Origin of the sequence: Streptomyces sp. NPDC048352, from assembly GCF_040651895.1 — a bacterium.
Taxonomy (GTDB): domain Bacteria; phylum Actinomycetota; class Actinomycetes; order Streptomycetales; family Streptomycetaceae; genus Streptomyces.
On the sequence record NZ_JBEZKZ010000057.1, the window covers coordinates 19,184 to 39,289 of the forward strand.

The following is a 20,106-nucleotide window of genomic DNA, read 5'->3' on the forward strand; positions in this document are numbered from 1 at the left end:
TCGGTGGGTGAGGTGCGGGGGGTCAGCTGCGCCAGGTGTCGGTCAGCGTGACCTGGCCGTTGGCGGGGACGGTGGCGGTGCGGTTGGCTCCGCTCTCCCAGGTGACGCTGCCGGAGGCGTCCTTGCGGACGTACTTGTAGGCGAAGGAGGTCCCGGGCGGGAGGGTCACGTCGAGCTTCCACACCGGGTAGGCGGCCGGGTCGAGCTTGAGGGCGGCGGCGGTGTTCCAGCCGCCGAGCTCGGGCCGGTCGCCGGCGACGTACACGTTCTGGCCGGCGGAGGTGGTGGCGTCGACGGCGAAGGAGGCCCCGGCGGGGGACGCCGCACACGTACGGGCACCGACGTGCAGGGCGAGGGCGGTCCCCGCGCCGAGGGTGGCGGTGAACCGGCCGCCGGAGTCCACGGTCACGGCGCGGCCGCTCTGGACGTCGCAGTAGGTCCCGGCGCCGAGGGAGGTCTGGAAGGTCCGGGTCAGGGCGCCGGTCTCGTGGTTGAGGGCGACGTACGCCTTGGCCCCGCGCCCGAAGGCGATCTGGTCGCCGCCGTTGTCCCACCAGTCGGTGACGCCCTGCCCGCGGGCGGCGTTGCGGAAGCCGACCATGGAGGAGATCTCCCGCCAGGTGTGCTGGCACTTCCAGCCGTCGGCGTGACAGGCGTTCACGGCACCGCCGTTGGGCGGCCCGGCGTCCTTGTCGCTCCACTCGTACCCGGAGTGCACGTCCGGGGAGCCGTAGGGCCAGGCCAGCATGAACACGCTGGCGAGGGTGTAGGCGGAGCCGTCCTTGTAGTTCAGGGTGTCGCCGACGCGCTCGGTGTCGTGGTTGTCGACGAAGACGGCGGACTGCCCGCTCGCCGTGTACCCCCAGCCCTCGCCGAAGTTCTTCAGGTAGGCGAGGTTCTCGCTCTGGAACACCCGCTTCAGGTCCCGGGCGTACCGGAACTCCTGCACGTCCCCGGTGCCGAGGTACTCGGCGGGCGACACGGCCTCCCCGGCCCCGTGAATCGCCTCCTGCTTCCAGTACGCGCCCGGGTTGACCAGCCGGGACTTGATGTTCGCCAGGTCGGCGGCGGGCATGTGCTTGGCGGCGTCGATCCGGAAGCCGTCGACGCCGAGGGAGAGGAGGTCGTTGAGGTAGCCGGCGATCCGCCCGCGTACGTGGTCCTCGCCGGTGTCCAGGTCCGCGAGCTGCACGAGCTCGCAGTTCTGGACGTTGGCGCGGTCCTGGTAGGTCGAGATCGTCGCCCGGCAGTCGTCCATGTCGGAGCCGGAGTAGATCCCCGGGTAGCCGTACTTCGTGTACGAAGACCCGCCGGTCCCGACGCCGTCGCCGGCGGCCATGTGGTTGATGACGGAGTCCGCGACGACCTTGACCCCGGCGGCGTGACACGTGTCCACCATCCGCTTGAAGGCGTCCCGGTCCCCGAGCCGCCCGGCGATCTTGTAGCTGACGGGCTGGTACGAGGTCCACCACTGGGCCCCCTGCACGTGCTCCTGCGGCGGCGACACCTGGACGTACCCGTACCCGGCGGGCCCGAGGGACTCGGTGCAGGCCTTGCCGACGGAGTCGAAGCGCCACTCGAACAGCACGGCGGTGACGTCCTTCCCCCCGGGCGCGGAGGCCACCGCCTGCGGCGCCTGCCCGGCGAGCGCGGTACCGGCGAGGGCGGTCAGGGCGGCGAGGGCCAGCAGGGACCGGGCGGGGCGGCGGGGGGAGCGGTCCGGGGTGGGGTCCGGGGAGCGGCGGGCGGGGCTTCTTCGGGCGCGCGTGGACGGGGACATGTGGGGATCCTCCTGGCGGGAGAGGTGTGGGGGTTGCACGCGACCGTAGGGGGCGCCCAGGAGTGTTGCAAGACCTTGCGCAAGAGATTGCAGAATTGTTTCCGGCAGGTGGGCCGAGGGCGACCGAACCGGGGGCGGAGCCCCGGGAGCCGTGTCCCTACTGGGCCGGATCAGGGAGGGTTTGGGGGTTTCCCGCCAGTCCCATCGTCATTCCGTGTCGTGCCGGTCCCTCAAGGGCGCTCCTTCGTCGCGTCGCTACGCGATGGCCTTCGGCCACCCTTGACCGACCGACCCGCCCCGGAAAGCCGAAAGACTGCCGGGAAGCCCCCAAAAGAACGGTCACCAGGGACACGTCCGAGGAGCGGGTCTCTCAGGGACGAGGCGAGGGGCCAGGGCCAGGGCCCGCCGGGCAACCGGGCCCCCTGTCCCACGCCCAGGGTCGGGGGCCCGGCCCCACCCGCACCGAACAGCGACCAGAGCAGCGCGGGAAGCTGATGGGCGCGACAGATCGCTACACGCTTCTCACATCTCGGCGACTGCCGGCCGCCGGGGGCTGATACCTGCACCAGACGTTGATCAGGAGCTTGTGACATGCGCTAGCGGAAGATCGGCCGTCAGGGGTGGACGCAGGGCGCGGAAACGATACAGCTGCGGGCATTGGAGTGAACACCCGTTCCCCACGGCACTCCCCGACCGTTGGACCGGCCGACGCCCAGACCGACCGGCGCGTCGTTCCACAGATCCTTAAGGGGAGTCATGCGTATTCGTTCTGCTGTCACCGCGTCCGTCCTGGCTGCCGGCATCCTGCTCAGCGGGGCCGGCGCCGCCCTGGCCGACGACGTCGACCTCAACTACTTCGACGGCGGCCGTGCCGGCTTCGCGTCGAGCTGCACCTCGTTCGCCGCGGTGCCGCACAACCTCCCGGCGTTCGCGGGCCCGGTCTGGAGCTCGAGCTGTGACAAGACCGGCGCGAAGGAGTGGGCGAAGAACTACCACCTGGGCGCCTGACCCGAAGCGGCTCCCACCGCGGGGACGGACCGGCAACCGCCGGGCCGTCCCCGCGGCATTTCCCCCAGTACCGACCGCCGCCTCGCTCTGGTCACCGTCTGGTGCGGGTATCAGCCCCAGACGGCCGTCGGACGCCAAGCAATGAGGAGCGCGTAGCGATCTGTCGCGCTGGGGCGCTCCCCGTGCTGTCCTGGTCACCATTCCGTGCAGGTAGCCATGCCCCGGCCCCTCGCCTCATCGCTGAGGGCCCGCTCCTGCCTCTCCTGCCCCGTGACCGTTCTTTTGGGGGCTTCCCGGCAGTCTTTCGGCTTTCCGGGGCGGGTCGGTCGGTCAAGGGTGGCCGAAGGCCATCGCGAAGCGACGCGACCGAAGGGAGCGCCCTTGAGGGACCGGCCCGGACCGGAATGACGATGGGACTGACGGGAAACCCCCAAACCCTCCCCGACACCGCCCCACCGAAACCCCGCTCCCCCACCCCCGCCCCGCCGCGCTCCCCCCGAGCCCCTACCCCCCCACCGGCCCCGTCGAGCCCCGGACCACCAGCTCCGGCTGGAAGACGTACTCCGTGCGCTGGACCGGGGTGCCGGCCACCGCTTCAAGGAGGGCTCCGACCGCCGCCGTGGCCATCGAGCGGACCGGCTGGCGGACCGTCGTCAGCGGGGGGTCCGTGAAGGCGATCAGCGGGGAGTCGTCGAAGCCGACCACCGACACGTCCTCCGGCACCCGCAGCCCCCGCTCGCGGGCGGCGCGGATGACGCCGAGCGCCATCATGTCGCTCGCGCAGACCACGCCCGTGCAGCCCCGCTCCAGCAGGGCGCCGCCCGCCGCGTGGCCGCCCTCGACGGTGAACAGCGTCCGCTGGACCAGGCCTTCCTCCGCCGCCCCCGGCCGGGCCGCAAGGAACCCCTGCTCCTTGCGCGCCGAGGGGACGTACCGCGTCGGCCCGATGGCCAGCCCGATCCGCCGGTGTCCCAGTTCCTCGAGGTGCCGTACGGCCATGTCGGCGGCCGCCCGGTCGTCCGGGGAGACGAAGGGAGCGCTGATCGCCTCGTTGAAGCCGTTGATGAGGACGAACGGCAGCCCCCGGGCCGAGAGCCGCTGGTAGCGCGACGGGTCCTGCGAGGCGTCCGCGTGCAGGCCGGACAGGAAGACGATCCCGGTGACCCCGCGCTCCTCCAGCTGCTCGACCAGCTCGTCCTCGGTGGCCCCTCCGGGGGTCTGGGTGCACAGCACCGGCGTGTAGCCGTGCCCTGCCAGCGCCTGCTCTATGACCTGGGCGAACGCAGGGAAGATGGGGTTGGTCAGCTCGGGTATGAGCAGCCCCACCAGCCCGTTGCTGCGCCGTTTGAGCCTGACCGGCCGCTCGTAGCCGAGCAGGTCCATGGCGGCCAGCACCCGGTGCCGGGTGCCGGCCGCCACGCCCGCCTTGCCGTTGAGCACACGGCTGACGGTCGCCTCGCTGACCTGGGCCTGCGAGGCGATGTCCGTCAGCCGCAGCGGGGAGCTCACCCCTGCCACCACACCGCCGTGTCGCCGGGCAGGACGTCGGGGCCGGCCTCCAGGTCTCCGCTCGCCAGCAGCACGGAACCGGGCGCGGGGATGCGTACGGCGGCGTCCGTCGTGTTGACGGTGCACACGAAGGAACCCCGGCGGAACGCCAGCACCCCCTCGGGCGCGTCCAGCCACTCCACCGCGTCCCCGGCGCCCAGGTCGGCGTGCTCGCGCCGGATCCGCAGCGCGGTGCGGTACAGCTCCAGCGTGGACCGCGGGTCGCCGGTCTGGGCGGCGACGCTCAGCCCCGCCCACTCCGCGGGCTGCGGCAGCCAGCTGCCGCCCTCGCCGAAGCCGTACGGGGCTTCGTCGCCGGACCACGGGATCGGCACGCGGCATCCGTCGCGGAGCCCGTCCTGCCCGTTCGCCTTGAAGAAGGAGGGGTCCTGGCGCACCTCGTCGGGCAGGTCCACGACCTCCGGCAGGCCGAGCTCCTCGCCCTGGTAGACGTACGCGGACCCGGGCAGGGCCAGCATCAGCAGCGCGGCCGCGCGCGCCCGGTCCAGGCCGCCGAGGCGGGTGCGGTGGCGCACGACGTCGTGGTTGGACAGCACCCAGGTCGTCGGGGCGCCCACCGGCCGCATCGCGTCGAGCGAGTCGTCGATGGTGGCGCGCAGCGCGGCCGCGTCCCAGCCGGTGGTCAGGTAGTGGAAGTTGAAGGCCTGGTGCAGCTCGTCGTGGCGCACGTAGAGGGCGGTGCGGGCGACGTTGGGGGCCCAGGCCTCGGCGACGCCGATGCGTTCGCCGGCGTACTCGTCCAGCACCTGCCGCCAGGAGCGGTATATCTCGTGGACGCCGTCCTGGTCGAAGAAGGGCAGCACCTGGTTGCCGAGGAGCTTGAGCTGCTCGTCACGGCCGAGGTCGGGCAGGCCGGGGGCCTTGACGAGTCCGTGGGCGACGTCGATGCGGAACCCGTCGACGCCCAGGTCCAGCCAGAACCTCAGGACGGACCGGAACTCGTCCTGGACGGCGGGGTGCTCCCAGTTGAAGTCGGGCTGTTCGGGGGCGAAGAGGTGCAGGTACCACTCGCCGTCGGCGACGCGGGTCCAGGCGGGGCCGCCGAAGATGGACTCCCAGTCGTTCGGGGGCTGCGCACCGTCCTCGCCCTTGCCGGGCCGGAAGTGGAAGCGTTCGCGCAGGGTGCTGCCGGGGCCTTCCCGCAGGGCCTGCTTGAACCATTCGTGCTGGTCGGAGCAGTGGTTGGGGACGAGGTCCACGATGATCCGCAGGCCCAGCGCGTGCGCTTCGCGGATCACGGCGTCGGCATCGTGCAGGGTGCCGAACATGGGGTCGATGGCCCGGTAGTCGGCGACGTCGTAGCCGGCGTCGGCCTGCGGGGAGGCGTAGAAGGGGCTGAGCCACACGGCGTCGACACCCAGGTCGCGCAGGTGGGGCAGCCGGGTGCGGATGCCTTCGAGGTCCCCCATGCCGTCCCCGTTGGAGTCGGCGAAGCTGCGCGGATAGACCTGGTAGATCACCGCGTCTCTCCACCAGCCGGGCTGGGTGCCGGTCGGGGTGGGGAGTGCGTCGGCGAGGTGCTGGGTCATGGTGTCCTTGGAGAGGTCGGGCCGGTCGTACGGGGGCGGGCGCCGGGTGGTCAGCCCTTGGTGGCGCCCGCCGTCATGCCGGCGACGAGGTGACGCTGGGCGAAGAGGAAGAAGACCGCCGCCGGGATCGCGATGAGGACGGAAGCCGCGCTCATGGCGCCCCAGTTGGAGGTGTACTGCGTGACGAAGGTCTGCAGCCCGCCCGCGAGGGTGAGGTTCTCCTCGCCGACCATGAAGGCGGAGGCGTAGGCGACCTCGCCCCAGGCGGTGATGAAGGCGTAGAAGCCGGTCACGGCGAGGCCGGGCTTGGCGAGCGGCAGGATCAGGCGCCAGAAGGTGCCGAAGGGGTTGAGGCCGTCGACGCGGCCGGATTCGTCGATCTCGACCGGGATCGTGTCGAAGAAGCCCTTCATCATCCAGGCGCAGAACGGCACGGCGATGGTGAGGTACGTGATGATCAGGCCGAGCGGCTGGTTCAGCAGCCCGAGCTCTCCCATCAGGTTGTAGAGCGGGACGATCAGGATGGCCATCGGGAACATCTGCGTGATGAGCAGGGTCCACATCAGCGGCTTCATGCCGGGGAACTTGAAGCGGCTGACCGCGTATCCGGTGGTCGCGGCGATGAACACGCCGAGGACGGTGGTGACGCCGGCGACCAGGACGGAGTTGGCGAACCAGCTGAGGAAGTGGCTCGACTCGAGCAGGTAGTGGTAGTTCGCGAGGGTGGGTTCCTTCACGAAGTCCGTGCTGATGGCGTCCTCGGCCGGCTTGAGCGACGTCAGCAGGATCCACAGCACGGGGAAGACGGCGATCACGGACGCGGCGACGAGCGTGGCGTGCAGGCCGAAGGAGGCGAGCGGGGAGCGGCTGCCCCTCGGACGCGCGGCCCCGGGGGTACGGCTGGAGGTCATGGTCACCACACCTCTCCCTGCTTGCGCAGCGAGCGCCGGTAGACCAGCGCGAAGATCATGAGCAGGGCGAGGATGAGGACGCCCCACGTCGCGGAGCCGGCGAAGTCGCGCGGGCTCGCGATGAAGGCCTCGCGGAAGGCCTGGGTCACCAGGATCTCGGTGGAGTCGCCCGGTCCGCCCCGCGTCAGCAGGAAGATCACCGGGAACATGTTGAAGGTCCAGATGGTGGAGAGCAGGATCACCGTCATGCTGACGGCGCGCAGTCCGGGCAGGGTGATGTGCCGGAACCGCTGCCAGGGTCCGGCGCCGTCCATCTCGGCGGCCTCGTACAGCTCGCCGGGGATGGACTGGAGGCCGCCGAGCAGGGCGACCATCATGAAGGGGATGCCGAGCCAGACGTTGACGGCGACGACGGAGAGCTTGGCCCAGGTGGGGTCGTCGAGCCACGGGACGGCCGCGATGCCGCCGCCGTCGAGGACCTTGTTGAGGATGCCGTTGTCGCGGTTGAAGAGGAACCGCCAGGCGAAGACGGAGACGAAGCCGGGCACGGCCCACGGCAGGATGAGCGCCATCCGGTAGGCGGCGCGGCCCCGGAACTGCCGGTTGAGCATGGTGGCCAGGGTGAGGCCGAGGACGAAGGTGATCGACACGCAGGCGACGGTCCACACCACCGTCCACACCAGCCGCTGCCAGAAGACGGGGTCGCCGAGGACCGCCGTGTAGTTGTCGAGCCCGACGAACTCGTACGTGGCGTCGATGTGGCGCACGCCGATGGTGCGGGCGACGTTGCGCTCGTTGGCGTTCGTCAGCGACAGGTAGACGCCGCGTACGAGCGGCCAGCCGACGATCACTCCGAGGACGAGCACCACCGGGGCGGTCATGGCCCAGGCGTACCAGTGCGTGGCGAGGGCGCGGGCGAGGCCGCGGTTGCCCGCGCCGCCGTTCCCGCGGTTGCTCCTGGCAGTCGTGCGGCTGGGGCCGCGGCCGGCGAGGGTCGTCTCGCCGTCCGCGGCCTTCGCCACCGACCGGCTGGTGTCAGCAGCCATCGTCCGTACTACTTCCAGCCCTTGAGGATCTTGCGGAACTCGACGCCGGCCGCCTTGGCCGCCTCTTCGGGGGTCGAGGTGCCGGTGACGGCCTTGGTGTACTCGACCTTCAGCGGCTCGAAGAGGGAGCCGTTCTCCGGGATCCAGGCGCGCTCGACGGCCTTGTCGACGGCCGGCTTGAAGAACTGGACCATCTCGCTGCTCTTGACGTCCGGCTGCTCGTAGGCGGCGGTGCGCGTCGGCAGCAGGCTCAGGTCCTTGGCGGACTGGACCTGGACCTCCTGGGAGGTCATGTACTCGACGAAGGCGTGCGCGGCGGCGGTGTTCTTGGAGCCGGCGTAGACGGCGAGGTCGTGGCCGCCCTGCGGGGCGCCGGCCTTGGCGGAGCCGGCCGGGACGGGGGCGACGCCGAGGTTCGACTTGTCCTTGAACTGCTCGCCCGCGTAGCTGTCGGCGACGGCCCAGGGGCCGTTGATCATCATGGCGACCTCCCCGGACTTGAAGGCGGTCTGCATGTTGGTCCAGCCGTCGGTGGCGTTGGTGACCGCCGCGCCCGAGGCGACCAGGTCGCGGGCGGCCTTGAAGCCCTTGACGCCGGCCGCGTTGTCGACGGTGACCGTCTTGGTCTTGGCGTCGACGAGGTCGCCGCCCTCGCCGTAGATGAAGGGCAGGAACCAGTAGGAGTCGTCGCCGCGCAGGTAGAGGCCGGTCTTGCCGCTCTTGGCCTTGATGGCGGCGGCGGCGGTCTTCAGCTCCTCCAGCGTCTTGGGCGGCTGGACGCCGGCGTCGGCGAGCATCTTCTTGTTGTAGAAGAGGCCGAGGGTGTCGATGACCTGCGGGACGGCGAAGGTCTTGCCGTCGAACTTGCCGCTGGCGGCGGCCTGCGGCAGGAACTCGGCGTCGATCTTCTTCGCGGTGTCCGCGGGGACCTCGTCGAGGTAGCCGAGGGAGGCGAAGTCGGCGACCCAGCCGACGTCGGCGCGGATCACGTCGGGCGCGTCGGCGCCGCTGCTGAAGGCGTTCTTGACCTTGTTCTGCGCGTCGCCGTACGGGACGTTGACGTACTTGACGGTCACCTTCGGGTGCTTCGCGGTGAAGGCCTCGGCGATCTTCTGGAAGCTGGCCTTCTCGGCGTCGTTCGAGGTGTCCCACCAGGTGACGGTGCCGGACAGCTCGCCGCCGGCCTTCGTCCCGCCACCGTTGTCGTCGGTGTCACCGCCGCAAGCCGTCGCCGCGAGCGCCAGGGTCGCGACCAGCGCGGTGGCCGCTATGCCACGCCGCATATGAACTCCTTCGATGATCCCGGCCGCGCCCTCGCGGTCCCGAGTTGCGAGGAACGTAACAAGCCTGAAAGCCGACGGAAAGACCTTGCGGCAATTTTCTGCAAGCGGAGCTGATCGTTACATCCGTGTGTCCGTACGGTTGCCGCAGCTTGCTGTGATTCCGAGTCCGCTTCGACGCCGCAGGCCCGCAACCACGGGGCGTGTACACGCGTTGACTGCGGTATGAAGCACGAGTTGACGGCCGTCCCGCTTGCAAGAGCTTCCAGCGACCCGACGGTCGGAACCGGCTGGTGGCGCGATGCCGTCATCTACCAGGTGTACGTCCGCTCCTTCGCCGACAGCGACGGGGACGGCGTCGGGGACCTGCGCGGGGTGCGCGAGCGGCTCCCCCACCTGGCCCGCCTCGGGGTGGACGCCGTGTGGCTGACCCCCTTCTACGTGTCCCCGCAGGCGGACGGCGGCTACGACGTCGCCGACTACCGCGCCGTCGACCCCCTCTTCGGCGACCTCGCCGACGCCGACGACCTCGTACGGGCCGCGCACGCGCTCGGCCTGCGCGTGATCGTGGACGTGGTCCCGAACCACACCTCCGAGGACCACCCCTGGTTCCGCGAAGCCCTGGCCGGGGACAGCGGGGCCCGCGAGCGGTACCTGTTCCGGCCGGGGCGCGGCGCGGACGGGGCGCTGCCGCCCAACGACTGGGAGTCCGTCTTCGGCGGCCCCGCCTGGACCCGGGTGCCGGACGGCGCGTGGTACCTGCACCTCTTCGCCCCCGAGCAGCCCGACCTGAACTGGGAGCACCCGGAGGTCGCCCGGGAATTCGCCTCGGTGCTGCGCTTCTGGCTCGACCTGGGCGTCGACGGCTTCCGGGTGGACGTGGCCCACGGCATGGTCAAGGCACCGGGCCTGCCCGACATCGGCCGCGGCGCGCAGGCCACGCTGATCGGCACGGAGCCGCTGCCCTTCTTCGACCAGGACGGGGTCCACGAGATCCACCGCTCCTGGCGCCGCCTCCTCGACTCGTACGGGGGCCAGCGCATCGGGGTCGCCGAGGCGTGGGCGCCCACCTCGGAACGGCTCGCACTGTACGTGCGCCCCGACGAGCTGCACCAGGCCTTCAACTTCCGCTTCCTGAACTGCCCCTGGGACCCGGCCGCGATGCGGACCGTCATCGACGAGTCCCTGGCCGCCACCGCCTCCGTGGGCGCGCCGACGACCTGGGTGCTGTCCAACCACGACGTCGTACGGCACGTCACCCGGTACGGGGGCGGGGCGCGGGGCCTGGCCCGGGCGCGGGCGGCCGCGCTGCTGATGCTGGCGCTGCCGGGGTCGGCGTACGTGTACCAGGGCGAGGAGCTCGGCCTGCCGGAGGTGACGGACATCCCGGACGGGGCCCGCCAGGACCCGGCGTTCCGCCGCCGGCCCCCGGTGGGGAGCGGCGGGGCCGGAGCGCAGGAGGGGGCCGACGGGCAGGAGGGGCTGCGCGACGGGTGCCGCGTACCGATCCCGTGGTCGGGCGACGAGCCCCCGTACGGCTTCGGCGCCGGCGGCAGCTGGCTCCCCCAGCCCCGGGGATGGGCGGGGCTGAGCGTCGCCGCGCAGACCGGCGACCCGCACTCCACCCTGGAGCTCTACCGCGCCGCCCTGGAGCTGCGCCGGGCCATGCCGGGGCTGGGGGCGCCGGAGTCGGGGCAGGGCGGGCCGCGCGACGAGTGGCCCGGGGCGGGCGCGGGACCCGCCGTCCGGGCCCGGGGCATGCGCTGGTGTCCCGCCCCCGAGGGCGTCCTCCTCTTCACCCGCCCCGGCTTCGCCTGCACCCTCAACACCCGGCCGACCCCCGTGGAGCTCCCCTCCCCCGGCCGGCCCGTCCTCTCCAGCGCCCCGGTGGAGACGGACGGCCGCACGGTCCGTCTTCCCGCGGATTCCTGCACGTGGTGGGCGATGTGAGCCGGCTACCGGTACAGTCCAATCCCGTGACCGCACGGCTTGCCGACATCGCAGCCCAGGCGGGGGTCAGCGAAGCCACAGTCAGCCGCGTGCTCAACGGCAAGCCCGGCGTGGCCGCCGGCACCCGTGAGTCCGTGCTGGCCGCGCTCGACGTACTCGGCTACGAGCGCCCCGTGCGGCTGCGCCAGCGCAGCGCCGGCCTCGTCGGGCTGATAACCCCCGAGCTGGACAACCCCATCTTCCCCGCCCTCGCGCAGGTCATCGGCCAGGCCCTGACCCGCCAGGGGTACACGCCGGTGCTGGCGACGCAGACGCCCGGCGGGTCCACCGAGGACGAGCTGACCGAGATGCTGGTGGACCGCGGGGTCTCCGGGATCATCTTCGTCTCCGGCCTGCACGCCGACACCACCGCCGACATGGGCCGCTACGACCAACTCCGCGGCCAGGGCGTCCCGTACGTCCTCATCAACGGCTTCTCCGACAAGGTGCGGGCCCCCTTCGTCTCCCCCGACGACCGCGCGGCGATGCAGCTCGCCGTGACCCACCTGACGGCGCTCGGGCACACCCGGATCGGGCTCGCGGTCGGGCCCAAGCGGTTCGTGCCGGTGCTGCGCAAGATCGAGGGCTTCCGGACGGCGGTGCGGGAGCGGCTCGGGCTCGGCGAGGCCGAGGTGGAGGAACTGGTCCAGCACTCCCTCTACAGCCTGGAGGGCGGTCAGGCCGCGGCGGCCGCGCTCATCGGGCGGGGCTGCACGGCGGTGGTGTGCGCGAGCGACATGATGGCGCTCGGCGCGATCCGGGCCGCCCGGCAGCAGGGGCTGCGGGTGCCGCAGGACGTGTCGGTGGTCGGCTTCGACGACTCCCCCCTCATAGCGTTCACCGATCCGCCGCTCACCACCATCCGCCAGCCGGTGCAGGCCATGGGGCAGGCGGCCGTGCGGACCCTGCTGGAGGAGATCGGCGGCACCCCGGCCCCGCACAGCGAGTTCGTCTTCCTGCCCGAGCTGGTGGTCCGCGGCTCGACCGCCTCGGGGCCGGGGCAGCGGCGTAGCACCTAGGTGCCACGGGTCGCTGCGGGGGTAGTCCGCAGGGTTGAGGGGAGGCGCCGAAGACCGTCCCGAGGGATGATCGGAGGCGGGAAGGCATCTGGCAGACTCTCTCCCCATGGGTGAAGCGAGCGTGAAGACACTGGATACCGGGACGGACGTCTCGTCACCCACCGTGGCCGTGATCGACTCCCGTCCGGAGCCGCACCCCGCGCTGCTCACCCGGCTGCGGGCCCCGCGTCGGCCGCGGATCTGGTTCGAGATCCTGCTGATCGCCGTCAGCTACTGGACGTACTCGCTGATCCGCAACGCCGTGCCCGAGCAGAAGGCCGCCGCGCTCGCGAACGCCGACTGGATCTGGAGCGTGGAGCGCGGGCTCGGCATCGCCGTGGAGCAGACCGTCAACCACGCCGTGAACTCGGTGACGTGGCTGGTGGTGGGCATGAACTACTACTACGCGACGCTGCACTTCATCGTGACGATCGGCGTGCTGGTGTGGATCTACCGCTTCCATCCCGGGCGTTACGCCGCCACCCGCCTCGTCCTCTTCGCCACCACGGGCGTGGCCCTGGTCGGCTACTACCTCTACCCGCTCGCGCCGCCCCGGCTGATGAACGGGCAGCACTTCGTCGACACCGTGCTGGTGCACCACACCTGGGGCTCGATGGCCTCCGGGAACCTGAAGCAGATGTCGAACCAGTACGCGGCGATGCCGTCCATGCACATAGGGTGGTCGCTCTGGTGCGGGCTGACGATCTTCGCGGTCGCCTCCGCGCCCTGGGCCCGCATCCTGGGTCTCCTCTACCCCACGCTGACCCTGGTCGTGATCGTGGCCACCGCCAACCACTTCTGGCTCGACGCCGTCGGCGGCGTGCTGTGCCTGACCTTCGGCTTCGCCGTCTCCCGCACCTGGTACGGCTCGCTCCCCCACCACCTCCCCCGCCGCCCCCTCCCGACGGGCCCCCACCCGGCAACGGAACTCCTGACCCGCTTCCGGCGGGTCTAGCGCCCGGACGGCCCGGTCAAGGGCGGGGACGCGGCTTCCTCAGTCGACGGCCCGGAGGTAGACCCGGCTGCTCTTCTCGTCGAGCGGTGCCACCGCCAGGTCGAGGAAGTCCAGGTCCCTCTTCATGCACGGTGCGCACAGCTGGGCTCCCCGCACGCCCGGCACGGTGGCCGGTTCCGGCAGGCCGAGCGGGGCGAACGCCCTCTCCGCGGTGCCGATGGGGCTACCGGTCCGTACCGGGTTCTCGGACTGGAGCTGCGTGACGAAGGCGTCGACCTCTCCGGTCGGCAGGACGAACGACAGCAGGAGCGAGTCGTCGCGGTGGGCGACCTGGCGCGCGGCCCTCGCATCGGTCGCCGTAGCCGGCAGGGCCACGTGCAGGTGTTCCGCCACGGCCGACGCGGTGACCCCCTCCTTGACGTACGGCACCCTCTGCTGGGCCGGGCCGCTCGTACACCCGGCAACCGTGCCGGCCACCACCGCCAAGCCGGCGCAGAACGCCCCGAGCCTCGTACGGCTCGCGCTCACCGCGCGTCTCCGTTCCGGCCCAGGTCGGCGCGGGTGCCGTCACGGCCCGGCTCCACGGGGGCCGGTCCCGGGCCACCGGAGTCCAGGTCGTGCTGCTGCACCGAGCTGCTTCCCCTCGCGTCGGGGCCGGGGACCGCTGTCACCACCCCGGCAGCTGGTCGAGGCGCATCGGCGCCTGCCGGGCTGCCGCGTCCGCCTTCGCCCTGTCCCACTCGTCCCATGCCATCGGGCCATTGGACCATGCGGGAGCGTCGGGCTGACCACCAGTCAGCCGCTATGCCCCGTAGAACAGTTCGTCCACCACCGCGCGGGCGCGGCGGGTGATGCGGCGGTAGTCGTCCAGCATTTCGCCGACCCTGCCTTCCGGGTAGCCCAGGTAGCGGCCGACGGCCGCCAGTTCGCGGGCGTCGGAGGGGAAGGTGTCGCCGGCGCGGCCGCGGACCAGCATGACGGCGTTGCGGACGCGGGTGGCGAGGACCCAGGCCTCGTCAAGGGTCTGCGCCTCCTCGGTGGGGAGCAGTCCGGCGGCGTGGGCGGCGGCCAGGGCCGCTCGGGTACGGGTGGTGCGCAGGCCCGGTTCGGCCCAGGCGTGCTGCATCTGGAGCAGCTGGACGGTCCACTCGACGTCGCTGAGGCCGCCGCGGCCGAGTTTGGTGTGCAGGGTGGGGTCGGCGCCGCGCGGCAGGCGTTCCACCTCCATGCGGGCCTTGAGCCGGCGGATCTCGCGGACCGCGTCCTCGCCGAGGCCTTCGGCGGGGTAGCGCAGCGGGTCGATCAGCTCGATGAAGCGGCTGCCCAGATCGGTGTCGCCGGCGACGGGCTCGGCGCGCAGCAGGGCCTGGCTCTCCCAGGTCAGGGACCAGCGCCGGTAGTAGGCGGCGTAGGAGGACAGGGTGCGTACGAGGGGTCCGGAGCGGCCCTCCGGGCGCAGGTCGGCGTCGATGAGCAGCGGCGGGTCCGCGGTGGGCAGCTGGAGCAGCCGGCGCATCTCGGCGACGACGGTCTGGGCGGCCCGGGCGGCTTCCTGTTCGTCGACGCCCTCGCGGGGTTCGTGGACGAAGAGCACGTCGGCGTCGGAGCCGTAGCCCAGCTCGTGTCCGCCGAAGCGGCCGACGCCGATGACGGCGAAGCGCGTGGGGAGGGTCTCGCCCCACTGGTCGCTCACGGCGGCGCGCAGCGCTCCGGCGATGGTGGCGGCGGTGAGGTCGGAGACGGCGTCGCCGACCCGGTCGACGAGGGCGCCGGGGTCAGTTTCGGCGGGATTGTCCTCGGTGCCGTAGGAGCCGATGATGTCGGCGGCGGCGGTGCGGAACAGCTCGCGGCGGCGGACCCCGCGGGCGGCGGCGACGCCGGCTTCGGCGCTGTCGGCGCGCCCGACGGCGGCGAGCACCTCCTGTTCGAGGGCCTCGGCCGTACGGGGCTGGAGGCCTTCGGGGTCGCCGAGCAGGGCGACCGCCTCGGGGGCCCGCATGAGCAGGTCGGGGGCGAGGCGTCCGGCGGAGAGCACGCGGGCGAGGTTCTCGGCGGCGGCGCCCTCGTCGCGCAGCAGCCGCAGGTACCAGGGGGTCTTGCCGAGGGCGTCGGAGACCTTGCGGAAGCCCAGCAGTCCGGCGTCGGGGTCGGCGGAGTCGGCGAACCAGCCGAGGAGGACCGGCAGCAGGGTGCGCTGGATGGCGGCCTTGCGGCTGACGCCGGAGGCGAGGGCCTCCAGGTGGCGCAGGGCGGAGGCCGGGTCGGCGTAGCCGAGGGCTTCGAGGCGCTGGCCGGCGGCGCGCGGGGAGAGCCGGGTCTCGCCGGGGGCGAGCTGGGCGACGGCGTCGAGCAGGGGCCGGTAGAAGAGCTTCTCGTGGAGGCGGCGCACGACGGAGGCGTGCCGGCGCCAGGCCTTGTTGAGCTCGGCGACGGGTTCGGTGCGCAGGCCCATGGAGCGGCCCAGGCGCCGCAGGTCGGACTCGTCCTCGGGGACGAGGTGGGTGCGGCGCAGCCGGTAGAGCTGGATGCGGTGCTCCATGGCGCGCAGGAAGCGGTACGCGTCGTGCAGCTGGGCGGCGTCGGCGCGGCCGACGTAGCCGCCGGCGGCGAGGGCGTGCAGGGCGTCGAGGGTGGTGCCGGAGTGCAGGGTGGCGTCGCTGCGGCCGTGGACGAGCTGGAGCAGCTGGACGGCGAATTCGACGTCGCGCAGGCCGCCGGGGCCGAGTTTGAGTTCCCGGTCGACCTGGGCGGCGGGGATGTTGTCGACGACGCGGCGGCGCATCTTCTGGACGTCGGCGACGAAGTTCTCGCGTTCGGCGGCCTGCCAGACGAGGGGGGTTATGGCGGCGACGTACTGCGCCCCGAGGTCGGGGTCGCCGGCGACGGCGCGGGCCTTGAGCAGGGCCTGGAACTCCCAGGTCTTGGCCCAGCGCTGGTAGTAGGCGAGGTGGGAGGAGAGGGTGCGGACGAGGGGGCCGTTCCTGCCCTCGGGGCGGAGGTTGGCGTCGACGGGCCAGATGGTGCCCTCGACGGTGGTCTCGGAGCAGATCCGCATGAGGTGGGAGGCGAGGCGGGTGGCGGCCTGGAGCGCCTTGCCCTCGTCGGCTCCGGGGGCGGCGTCGCCGACGAAGATCACGTCGACGTCGGAGACGTAGTTGAGCTCGTTGCCGCCGCACTTGCCCATGGCGATGACGGCGAGCCGGCAGCAGGCGGCGTCCTCGGGGGCGGCGGCGCTCGCGATGCGCAGGGCGGCGCGGAGGGTGGCGGTGGCGAGGTCGGCGAGTTCGGCGGCGGTCTGGGCGACGTCGGTGGTGCCGCAGACGTCGCGGGCGGCGATGGACAGCAGGCAGCGGCGGTAGGCGACGCGCAGGGCGACGGGGTCGTGGGCGTCGGCGAGGCCCTGCTCGAACTCGGCGAGTCCGGGGTGCAGGTCGGCGGCCTCGTAGGTGACCAGGGCATGCCAGTCGCGGGGGTGGCGGGCGAGGTGGTCGGTGAGGGCTTCGGAGGCGCCGAGTACGCCGAGGAGCCGGTCGCGCAGGGGTTTGGCGCTGACCAGGGTGTCGAGGAGCCGGGGGAGGTCCTCGGGGGTCTGGGCCTCGGCGAGGCGCACCAGCCCGTGCAGGGCGAGGTCCGGGTCGGCGGTGGCGCCGAGGGCGTCGAGGAGGACCGGGTCGGCGCGTACGGCGGCCAGCGCGTCGGCGTCGAGGAGCCGGGCGGCGTGCGTGGGGTCGGTGAACCCGCTGCGCAGCAGCCTGATGAAAGTGCTGCTCCTGCGTCCCGGGACTGTCATCCCGCCGCCTCCCGAGTGTGTCGCTGCGGATTGGTCTGGCCGCCGGCCTGGGAGCGAGCCTAGCCGGAGCAGGCGTTCGACTCACCGGTCACCGTGGCCGATATCATGAGGCGGCTTATCGGATTATCTGCTTACTTGTAGATCTATGCCTGAGGGGGCCCGGTCCCCACCCGACCGGCCGCGAGGAGCCCCCATGTCCGACGGACCCGTCCGCTCCGCCGCGACGCCCTTCTCCTCGCCGGAGCCCGACCGGGTGTCGAGCCCCGCTGGACGCTTCCCCCACCAGCGCGGGGCCTCCGCCCTTCGCCCTGCCAAGGGCGAACCCGGCGACGGCGCCGCCGCAGGTCCCGCAGCCGCGCCCCGCGTACCGGCTGCCGCGCGAAGCGCCGACGCCGGAGCCGGCGCGCGCACCGCCGGAGCCACGGCGAACACCGCCGGAGCCGCCACGAGCCCGGCCGAAGCCACGGCGAACACCGCCGAAGCCGCCACGAGCACCGCCGAAGCCGCCGGGTGGCACGTGCCGGGCCGGAGTCGCGGTGCGGCCGCAGGCCACCCCGCCGCGCGGAAGACCGTCAAGGCCGTCGGCCTCGTCGCCGCCACGGCAGCCGCCGGCATGCTCATCCTCCGGGGCAACGAGGCCCTCGCCGCCTTCGACGCGCCGACCGCCGCCGATTCCCGGGCCACCACCGCCACCGCCGTGGACGCACCCGACCCGGGCCGGGTGCTCCAGATCGTCGCCCACCCCGACGACGACCTGTACTTCATGAACCCCGACCTGCGGTACTCCATAGCCGCCGGCCACCCCGTCACCTCCGTCTACCTCACCTCCGGAGAAGCCGACGGCATCAACGCCGGCGCCGCCAAGCAGGCCTCCACCCCGCCCGACAAGCCCGCCTACGCCGAGGCCCGCCAGAACGGCATCCGCGCCGCCTACGCCAAGATGGCCACCGGCGACCGCAGCAGCGCCTGGAAGCGCACCGTGATCCCGACGGCGGGCGGCGGACAGGCCGAGGTCGACGTCCTCGTCGCCAAGCCCGAGATCAACCTCGTCTGGCTGCAGATGCGCGAGGCGGGCAACGTCTACACCGACGTCCCCGACAGCCTCCACGGCCTGTGGGACGGCCGGGTCCCGCACCTGGAGTCGGTGCTCGCCTCCGGCTCCCCGGTCAAGCAGGGGTTCACGTACACCAAGGAGCAGGTCGTCCGGACGATCGGGGGCATCCTGGAGCGGTACCGGCCCACCACCGTCCGCGCCCAGGACCCGACCCCCGGCCGGTACCCGGGCACCAAGCGGTACACCGACCACCAGGACCACTTCTACGGCGCCCGTTTCGTGCAGATGGCCACGGCCGCCTACGCGCGGGAGGTCAAGGACCGCCCGCACTTCGCCGTGCAGAACTACATCGGCTACTTCAACGGCTCGCTCCCCAGCACCCTCGACCCCGGCGAGGCCAAGGAGAAGCTGGACATACTGGACACCTATGCCTGGCTCGACCAGGAGAACCACTGCGGGAGCGAGGCCGGCTGCGGTGACCTCAAGGTCGCCGACCACCCGTCGGGCAACCGCTGGACGCAGACCGTCAACTACGCGCGCGGCACCAGCACCTCCTGGCTGGCCTCGGACGGGGAGCACGGCCTGTGGGCCTTCAAGGTGCTCGACGGCCAGGTCGCGCTCTGGCACCGCAGCGGCCTGATCGGCGCCTGGAGCGGCCCCCGTCTGCTGCCCGGCACCGGCATGGACCAGGGCATCTCCACCGTCACCCTCGCCGACGGCCGGATAGCCGCCTTCGGCACCCGCACCTCCTTCGGCGACAAGCCGGCCGACTACCTGCGCGAGGTCGTGTACGCCGTCCAGCGCGCCCCCGGCTCCGAGGAGTTCGGCCCCTGGGAGTCGCTCGGCACCCCGGAGGCCGCCGATGACGCCTGGACCTCCGACATCAGCGCCCCCGCCGTGTCCGTCGACGGCACCGGCGCCCTGGCCGTGTACGTGCGCGACGGGGCCTCCACCCTGCGCGGCCGCGTCCGGCGCCCGGACGGGGAGTGGGGCCCGTGGGAGAGCCTCGGCGGCTCCGACCTGCACGGCACCCCGGCCACCGCGACCGACGGGGCCGGGCGGCGGATGGTCTTCGCCGCCACCACGAAGACGGTGACCGGCTGGGCGCAGCCGGAGCCCGGCGCCCCGCTGGGCCCGCCCACCGCCACCGGGCTGCCCGACACCACGCTCCCGCTGACGGCGCAGGGGCGCGAGGGCGGCGTACGGCTGTGGTTCCGCAAGCCGGGGTCGGGCAACGTGCGCTCGGCGCTGGTGACGGGCGACGGCGGGCTGAAGGTGAACCACCTCACCGACCTGGGCGGCCTCCAGGGCTTCGGTCCGGTGACGGCCAGCGGGCACGTGCTGGCGGGCCGTTCGGCTGGCGGGCAGCTGGGCTCGGACCTGGGCCCGGGCGGGGCGTGGCAGCGCTCGCCGCTGATGTTCGTCGGGGCCCCGTCCAGCACGATGACGGGGAGGAACCTGGTCAGCCTGGCCGTGGTCGGCCTCGACGCACGGCTGTACGTCACGTCCTCGGCGGAGGACTCCGACGCCTACCTGGCGCCGTGGCAGCCGGTGGGGCCGCGCAACACCGCTCCGTAGGGGCCCCGCGTCCCGTCTCCGGTCCCCCGCGAGCCCGCGCGGCGGTCTACGGGAGGCCGCCCATCGTCTCGCACCTCCTCGCGACGTCGCCGGCACCCGCCTCGCCGTCGCAGTCGTCGGCATCCGGCCCCCGTCGAGGCGGTCGTCGGAGGGGCCCGCCCGGAGGGTGCCGTTCCCCCTGCCGCCCCGGAGCCGGTCGCGGTCGCCCGGCGGCCTAAGCGCGTGGGCAGGTCGGCCCCGGCGGCGCTCGCGGGGAGCGCCGGGACGGGCGCCCCTCGCGCCCTCGGGACCGGCCAAGTCTGCGGTTTTTGTGCCTATTTCGGACTGAATCCAACGGCGTGTGGGGGAACGACCCGCCCGCATTCAGGTGAGACGTCCGCGGGGGACAGCTGCGCGCGGCGCCCCCGGGTCCGGTCGGCCCCCCCAACCGCGTCCACGATCCGGACCGTTGGGCGCCGCGGCGACACGAAAGGGCACCATCACAACCGGTCGTTTTCGGAAAAGCACGCGTCATCGGCGAAATCGGTGAACCAACTCCCCCGATTTGGCCTCTCACTGA

13 protein-coding genes are annotated in these 20,106 nt (G+C 72.7%); 5 read left to right on the forward strand and 8 right to left on the reverse strand.

The annotated features are described in order from the left end of the window. Window positions 1–22 precede the first annotated feature (22 nt). The gene (locus AB0D45_RS25135; RefSeq protein WP_362462853.1) at window positions 23–1,780 is read right to left on the reverse strand and encodes a carbohydrate-binding module family 20 domain-containing protein; all 1,758 of its coding nucleotides are present in this window, start codon (window positions 1,778–1,780) and stop codon (window positions 23–25) included. Between the two features lie 756 nt (window positions 1,781–2,536). On the opposite strand from AB0D45_RS25135, the gene AB0D45_RS25140 reads away from it, so the two are divergent. Next, window positions 2,537–2,788 (forward strand): hypothetical protein, encoded by a 252-nt coding sequence (locus tag AB0D45_RS25140; protein WP_361600884.1) that lies wholly within the window; start codon window positions 2,537–2,539, stop codon window positions 2,786–2,788. 504 nt (window positions 2,789–3,292) lie between these two features. Here AB0D45_RS25140 and AB0D45_RS25145 read toward each other — a convergent pair. From AB0D45_RS25145 to AB0D45_RS25165, 5 genes are read right to left on the reverse strand one after another with little or no spacing between them, the layout of a single operon-like run. Beyond that, window positions 3,293–4,306, reverse strand: coding sequence for a LacI family DNA-binding transcriptional regulator (locus AB0D45_RS25145; RefSeq protein WP_361600887.1), 1,014 nt, complete (start codon window positions 4,304–4,306; stop codon window positions 3,293–3,295). Further along, window positions 4,294–5,886 carry a glycoside hydrolase family 13 protein gene (locus tag AB0D45_RS25150; protein ID WP_362462856.1) on the reverse strand — a complete coding sequence of 531 codons (1,593 nt, stop codon included), beginning with the start codon at window positions 5,884–5,886 and terminating at the stop codon, window positions 4,294–4,296. The genes AB0D45_RS25145 and AB0D45_RS25150 overlap by 13 nt, the downstream gene beginning before the upstream one ends. Before the next feature lie 50 nt (window positions 5,887–5,936). Beyond that, window positions 5,937–6,797, reverse strand: a complete 861-nt coding sequence (locus AB0D45_RS25155) for a carbohydrate ABC transporter permease (protein ID WP_362462859.1) — start codon at window positions 6,795–6,797, stop codon at window positions 5,937–5,939. Window positions 6,798–6,799: 2 nt separating this feature from the next. Then, window positions 6,800–7,843 (reverse strand): sugar ABC transporter permease, encoded by a 1,044-nt coding sequence (locus AB0D45_RS25160; protein ID WP_362462862.1) that lies wholly within the window; start codon window positions 7,841–7,843, stop codon window positions 6,800–6,802. A gap of 8 nt (window positions 7,844–7,851) precedes the next feature. Next, complete coding sequence (locus tag AB0D45_RS25165) at window positions 7,852–9,126, reverse strand: extracellular solute-binding protein (protein ID WP_361600899.1); 1,275 nt, start codon at window positions 9,124–9,126, stop codon at window positions 7,852–7,854. A gap of 222 nt (window positions 9,127–9,348) precedes the next feature. On the opposite strand from AB0D45_RS25165, the gene AB0D45_RS25170 reads away from it, so the two are divergent. The 3 genes from AB0D45_RS25170 to AB0D45_RS25180 all read left to right on the forward strand — a co-directional run bounded on the left by AB0D45_RS25170 (window position 9,349) and on the right by AB0D45_RS25180 (window position 13,125). Then, complete coding sequence (locus AB0D45_RS25170; protein WP_362462865.1) at window positions 9,349–11,073, forward strand: glycoside hydrolase family 13 protein; 1,725 nt, start codon at window positions 9,349–9,351, stop codon at window positions 11,071–11,073. 26 nt (window positions 11,074–11,099) lie between these two features. Then, window positions 11,100–12,131 carry a LacI family DNA-binding transcriptional regulator gene (locus tag AB0D45_RS25175; protein WP_361600905.1) on the forward strand — a complete coding sequence of 344 codons (1,032 nt, stop codon included), beginning with the start codon at window positions 11,100–11,102 and terminating at the stop codon, window positions 12,129–12,131. 106 nt (window positions 12,132–12,237) lie between these two features. Next, window positions 12,238–13,125 (forward strand): phosphatase PAP2 family protein, encoded by an 888-nt coding sequence (locus tag AB0D45_RS25180; RefSeq protein ID WP_362462868.1) that lies wholly within the window; start codon window positions 12,238–12,240, stop codon window positions 13,123–13,125. Window positions 13,126–13,164: 39 nt separating this feature from the next. Here the strand turns inward: AB0D45_RS25180 and AB0D45_RS25185 are convergent, their stop codons facing one another. Together AB0D45_RS25185 and AB0D45_RS25190 are read right to left on the reverse strand one after the other, a co-directional pair. Beyond that, window positions 13,165–13,653, reverse strand: a complete 489-nt coding sequence (locus tag AB0D45_RS25185) for a hypothetical protein (protein WP_362462870.1) — start codon at window positions 13,651–13,653, stop codon at window positions 13,165–13,167. A gap of 274 nt (window positions 13,654–13,927) precedes the next feature. Next, complete coding sequence (locus AB0D45_RS25190; protein ID WP_362462873.1) at window positions 13,928–16,915, reverse strand: bifunctional [glutamine synthetase] adenylyltransferase/[glutamine synthetase]-adenylyl-L-tyrosine phosphorylase; 2,988 nt, start codon at window positions 16,913–16,915, stop codon at window positions 13,928–13,930. Between the two features lie 193 nt (window positions 16,916–17,108). On the opposite strand from AB0D45_RS25190, the gene AB0D45_RS25195 reads away from it, so the two are divergent. Continuing rightward, window positions 17,109–19,547, forward strand: a complete 2,439-nt coding sequence (locus AB0D45_RS25195; protein WP_362462876.1) for a PIG-L family deacetylase — start codon at window positions 17,109–17,111, stop codon at window positions 19,545–19,547. Window positions 19,548–20,106: the final 559 nt, after the last annotated feature.

Excerpts from the sequence above, each read along its gene's own strand:
- AB0D45_RS25165 (WP_361600899.1), bottom strand. The coding sequence starts at position 9,126 with ATGCGGCGTGGCATAGCGGCCACCGCGCTGGTCGCGACCCTGGCGCTC.
- AB0D45_RS25135 (WP_362462853.1), bottom strand. The coding sequence starts at position 1,780 with ATGTCCCCGTCCACGCGCGCCCGAAGAAGCCCCGCCCGCCGCTCCCCG.
- AB0D45_RS25180 (WP_362462868.1), top strand. The coding sequence starts at position 12,238 with ATGGGTGAAGCGAGCGTGAAGACACTGGATACCGGGACGGACGTCTCG.
- AB0D45_RS25170 (WP_362462865.1), top strand. The coding sequence starts at position 9,349 with ATGAAGCACGAGTTGACGGCCGTCCCGCTTGCAAGAGCTTCCAGCGAC.
- AB0D45_RS25195 (WP_362462876.1), top strand. The coding sequence starts at position 17,109 with ATGTCCGACGGACCCGTCCGCTCCGCCGCGACGCCCTTCTCCTCGCCG.
- AB0D45_RS25190 (WP_362462873.1), bottom strand. The coding sequence starts at position 16,915 with ATGACAGTCCCGGGACGCAGGAGCAGCACTTTCATCAGGCTGCTGCGC.
- AB0D45_RS25160 (WP_362462862.1), bottom strand. The coding sequence starts at position 7,843 with ATGGCTGCTGACACCAGCCGGTCGGTGGCGAAGGCCGCGGACGGCGAG.
- AB0D45_RS25150 (WP_362462856.1), bottom strand. The coding sequence starts at position 5,886 with ATGACCCAGCACCTCGCCGACGCACTCCCCACCCCGACCGGCACCCAG.
- AB0D45_RS25140 (WP_361600884.1), top strand. The coding sequence starts at position 2,537 with ATGCGTATTCGTTCTGCTGTCACCGCGTCCGTCCTGGCTGCCGGCATC.
- AB0D45_RS25155 (WP_362462859.1), bottom strand. The coding sequence starts at position 6,797 with ATGACCTCCAGCCGTACCCCCGGGGCCGCGCGTCCGAGGGGCAGCCGC.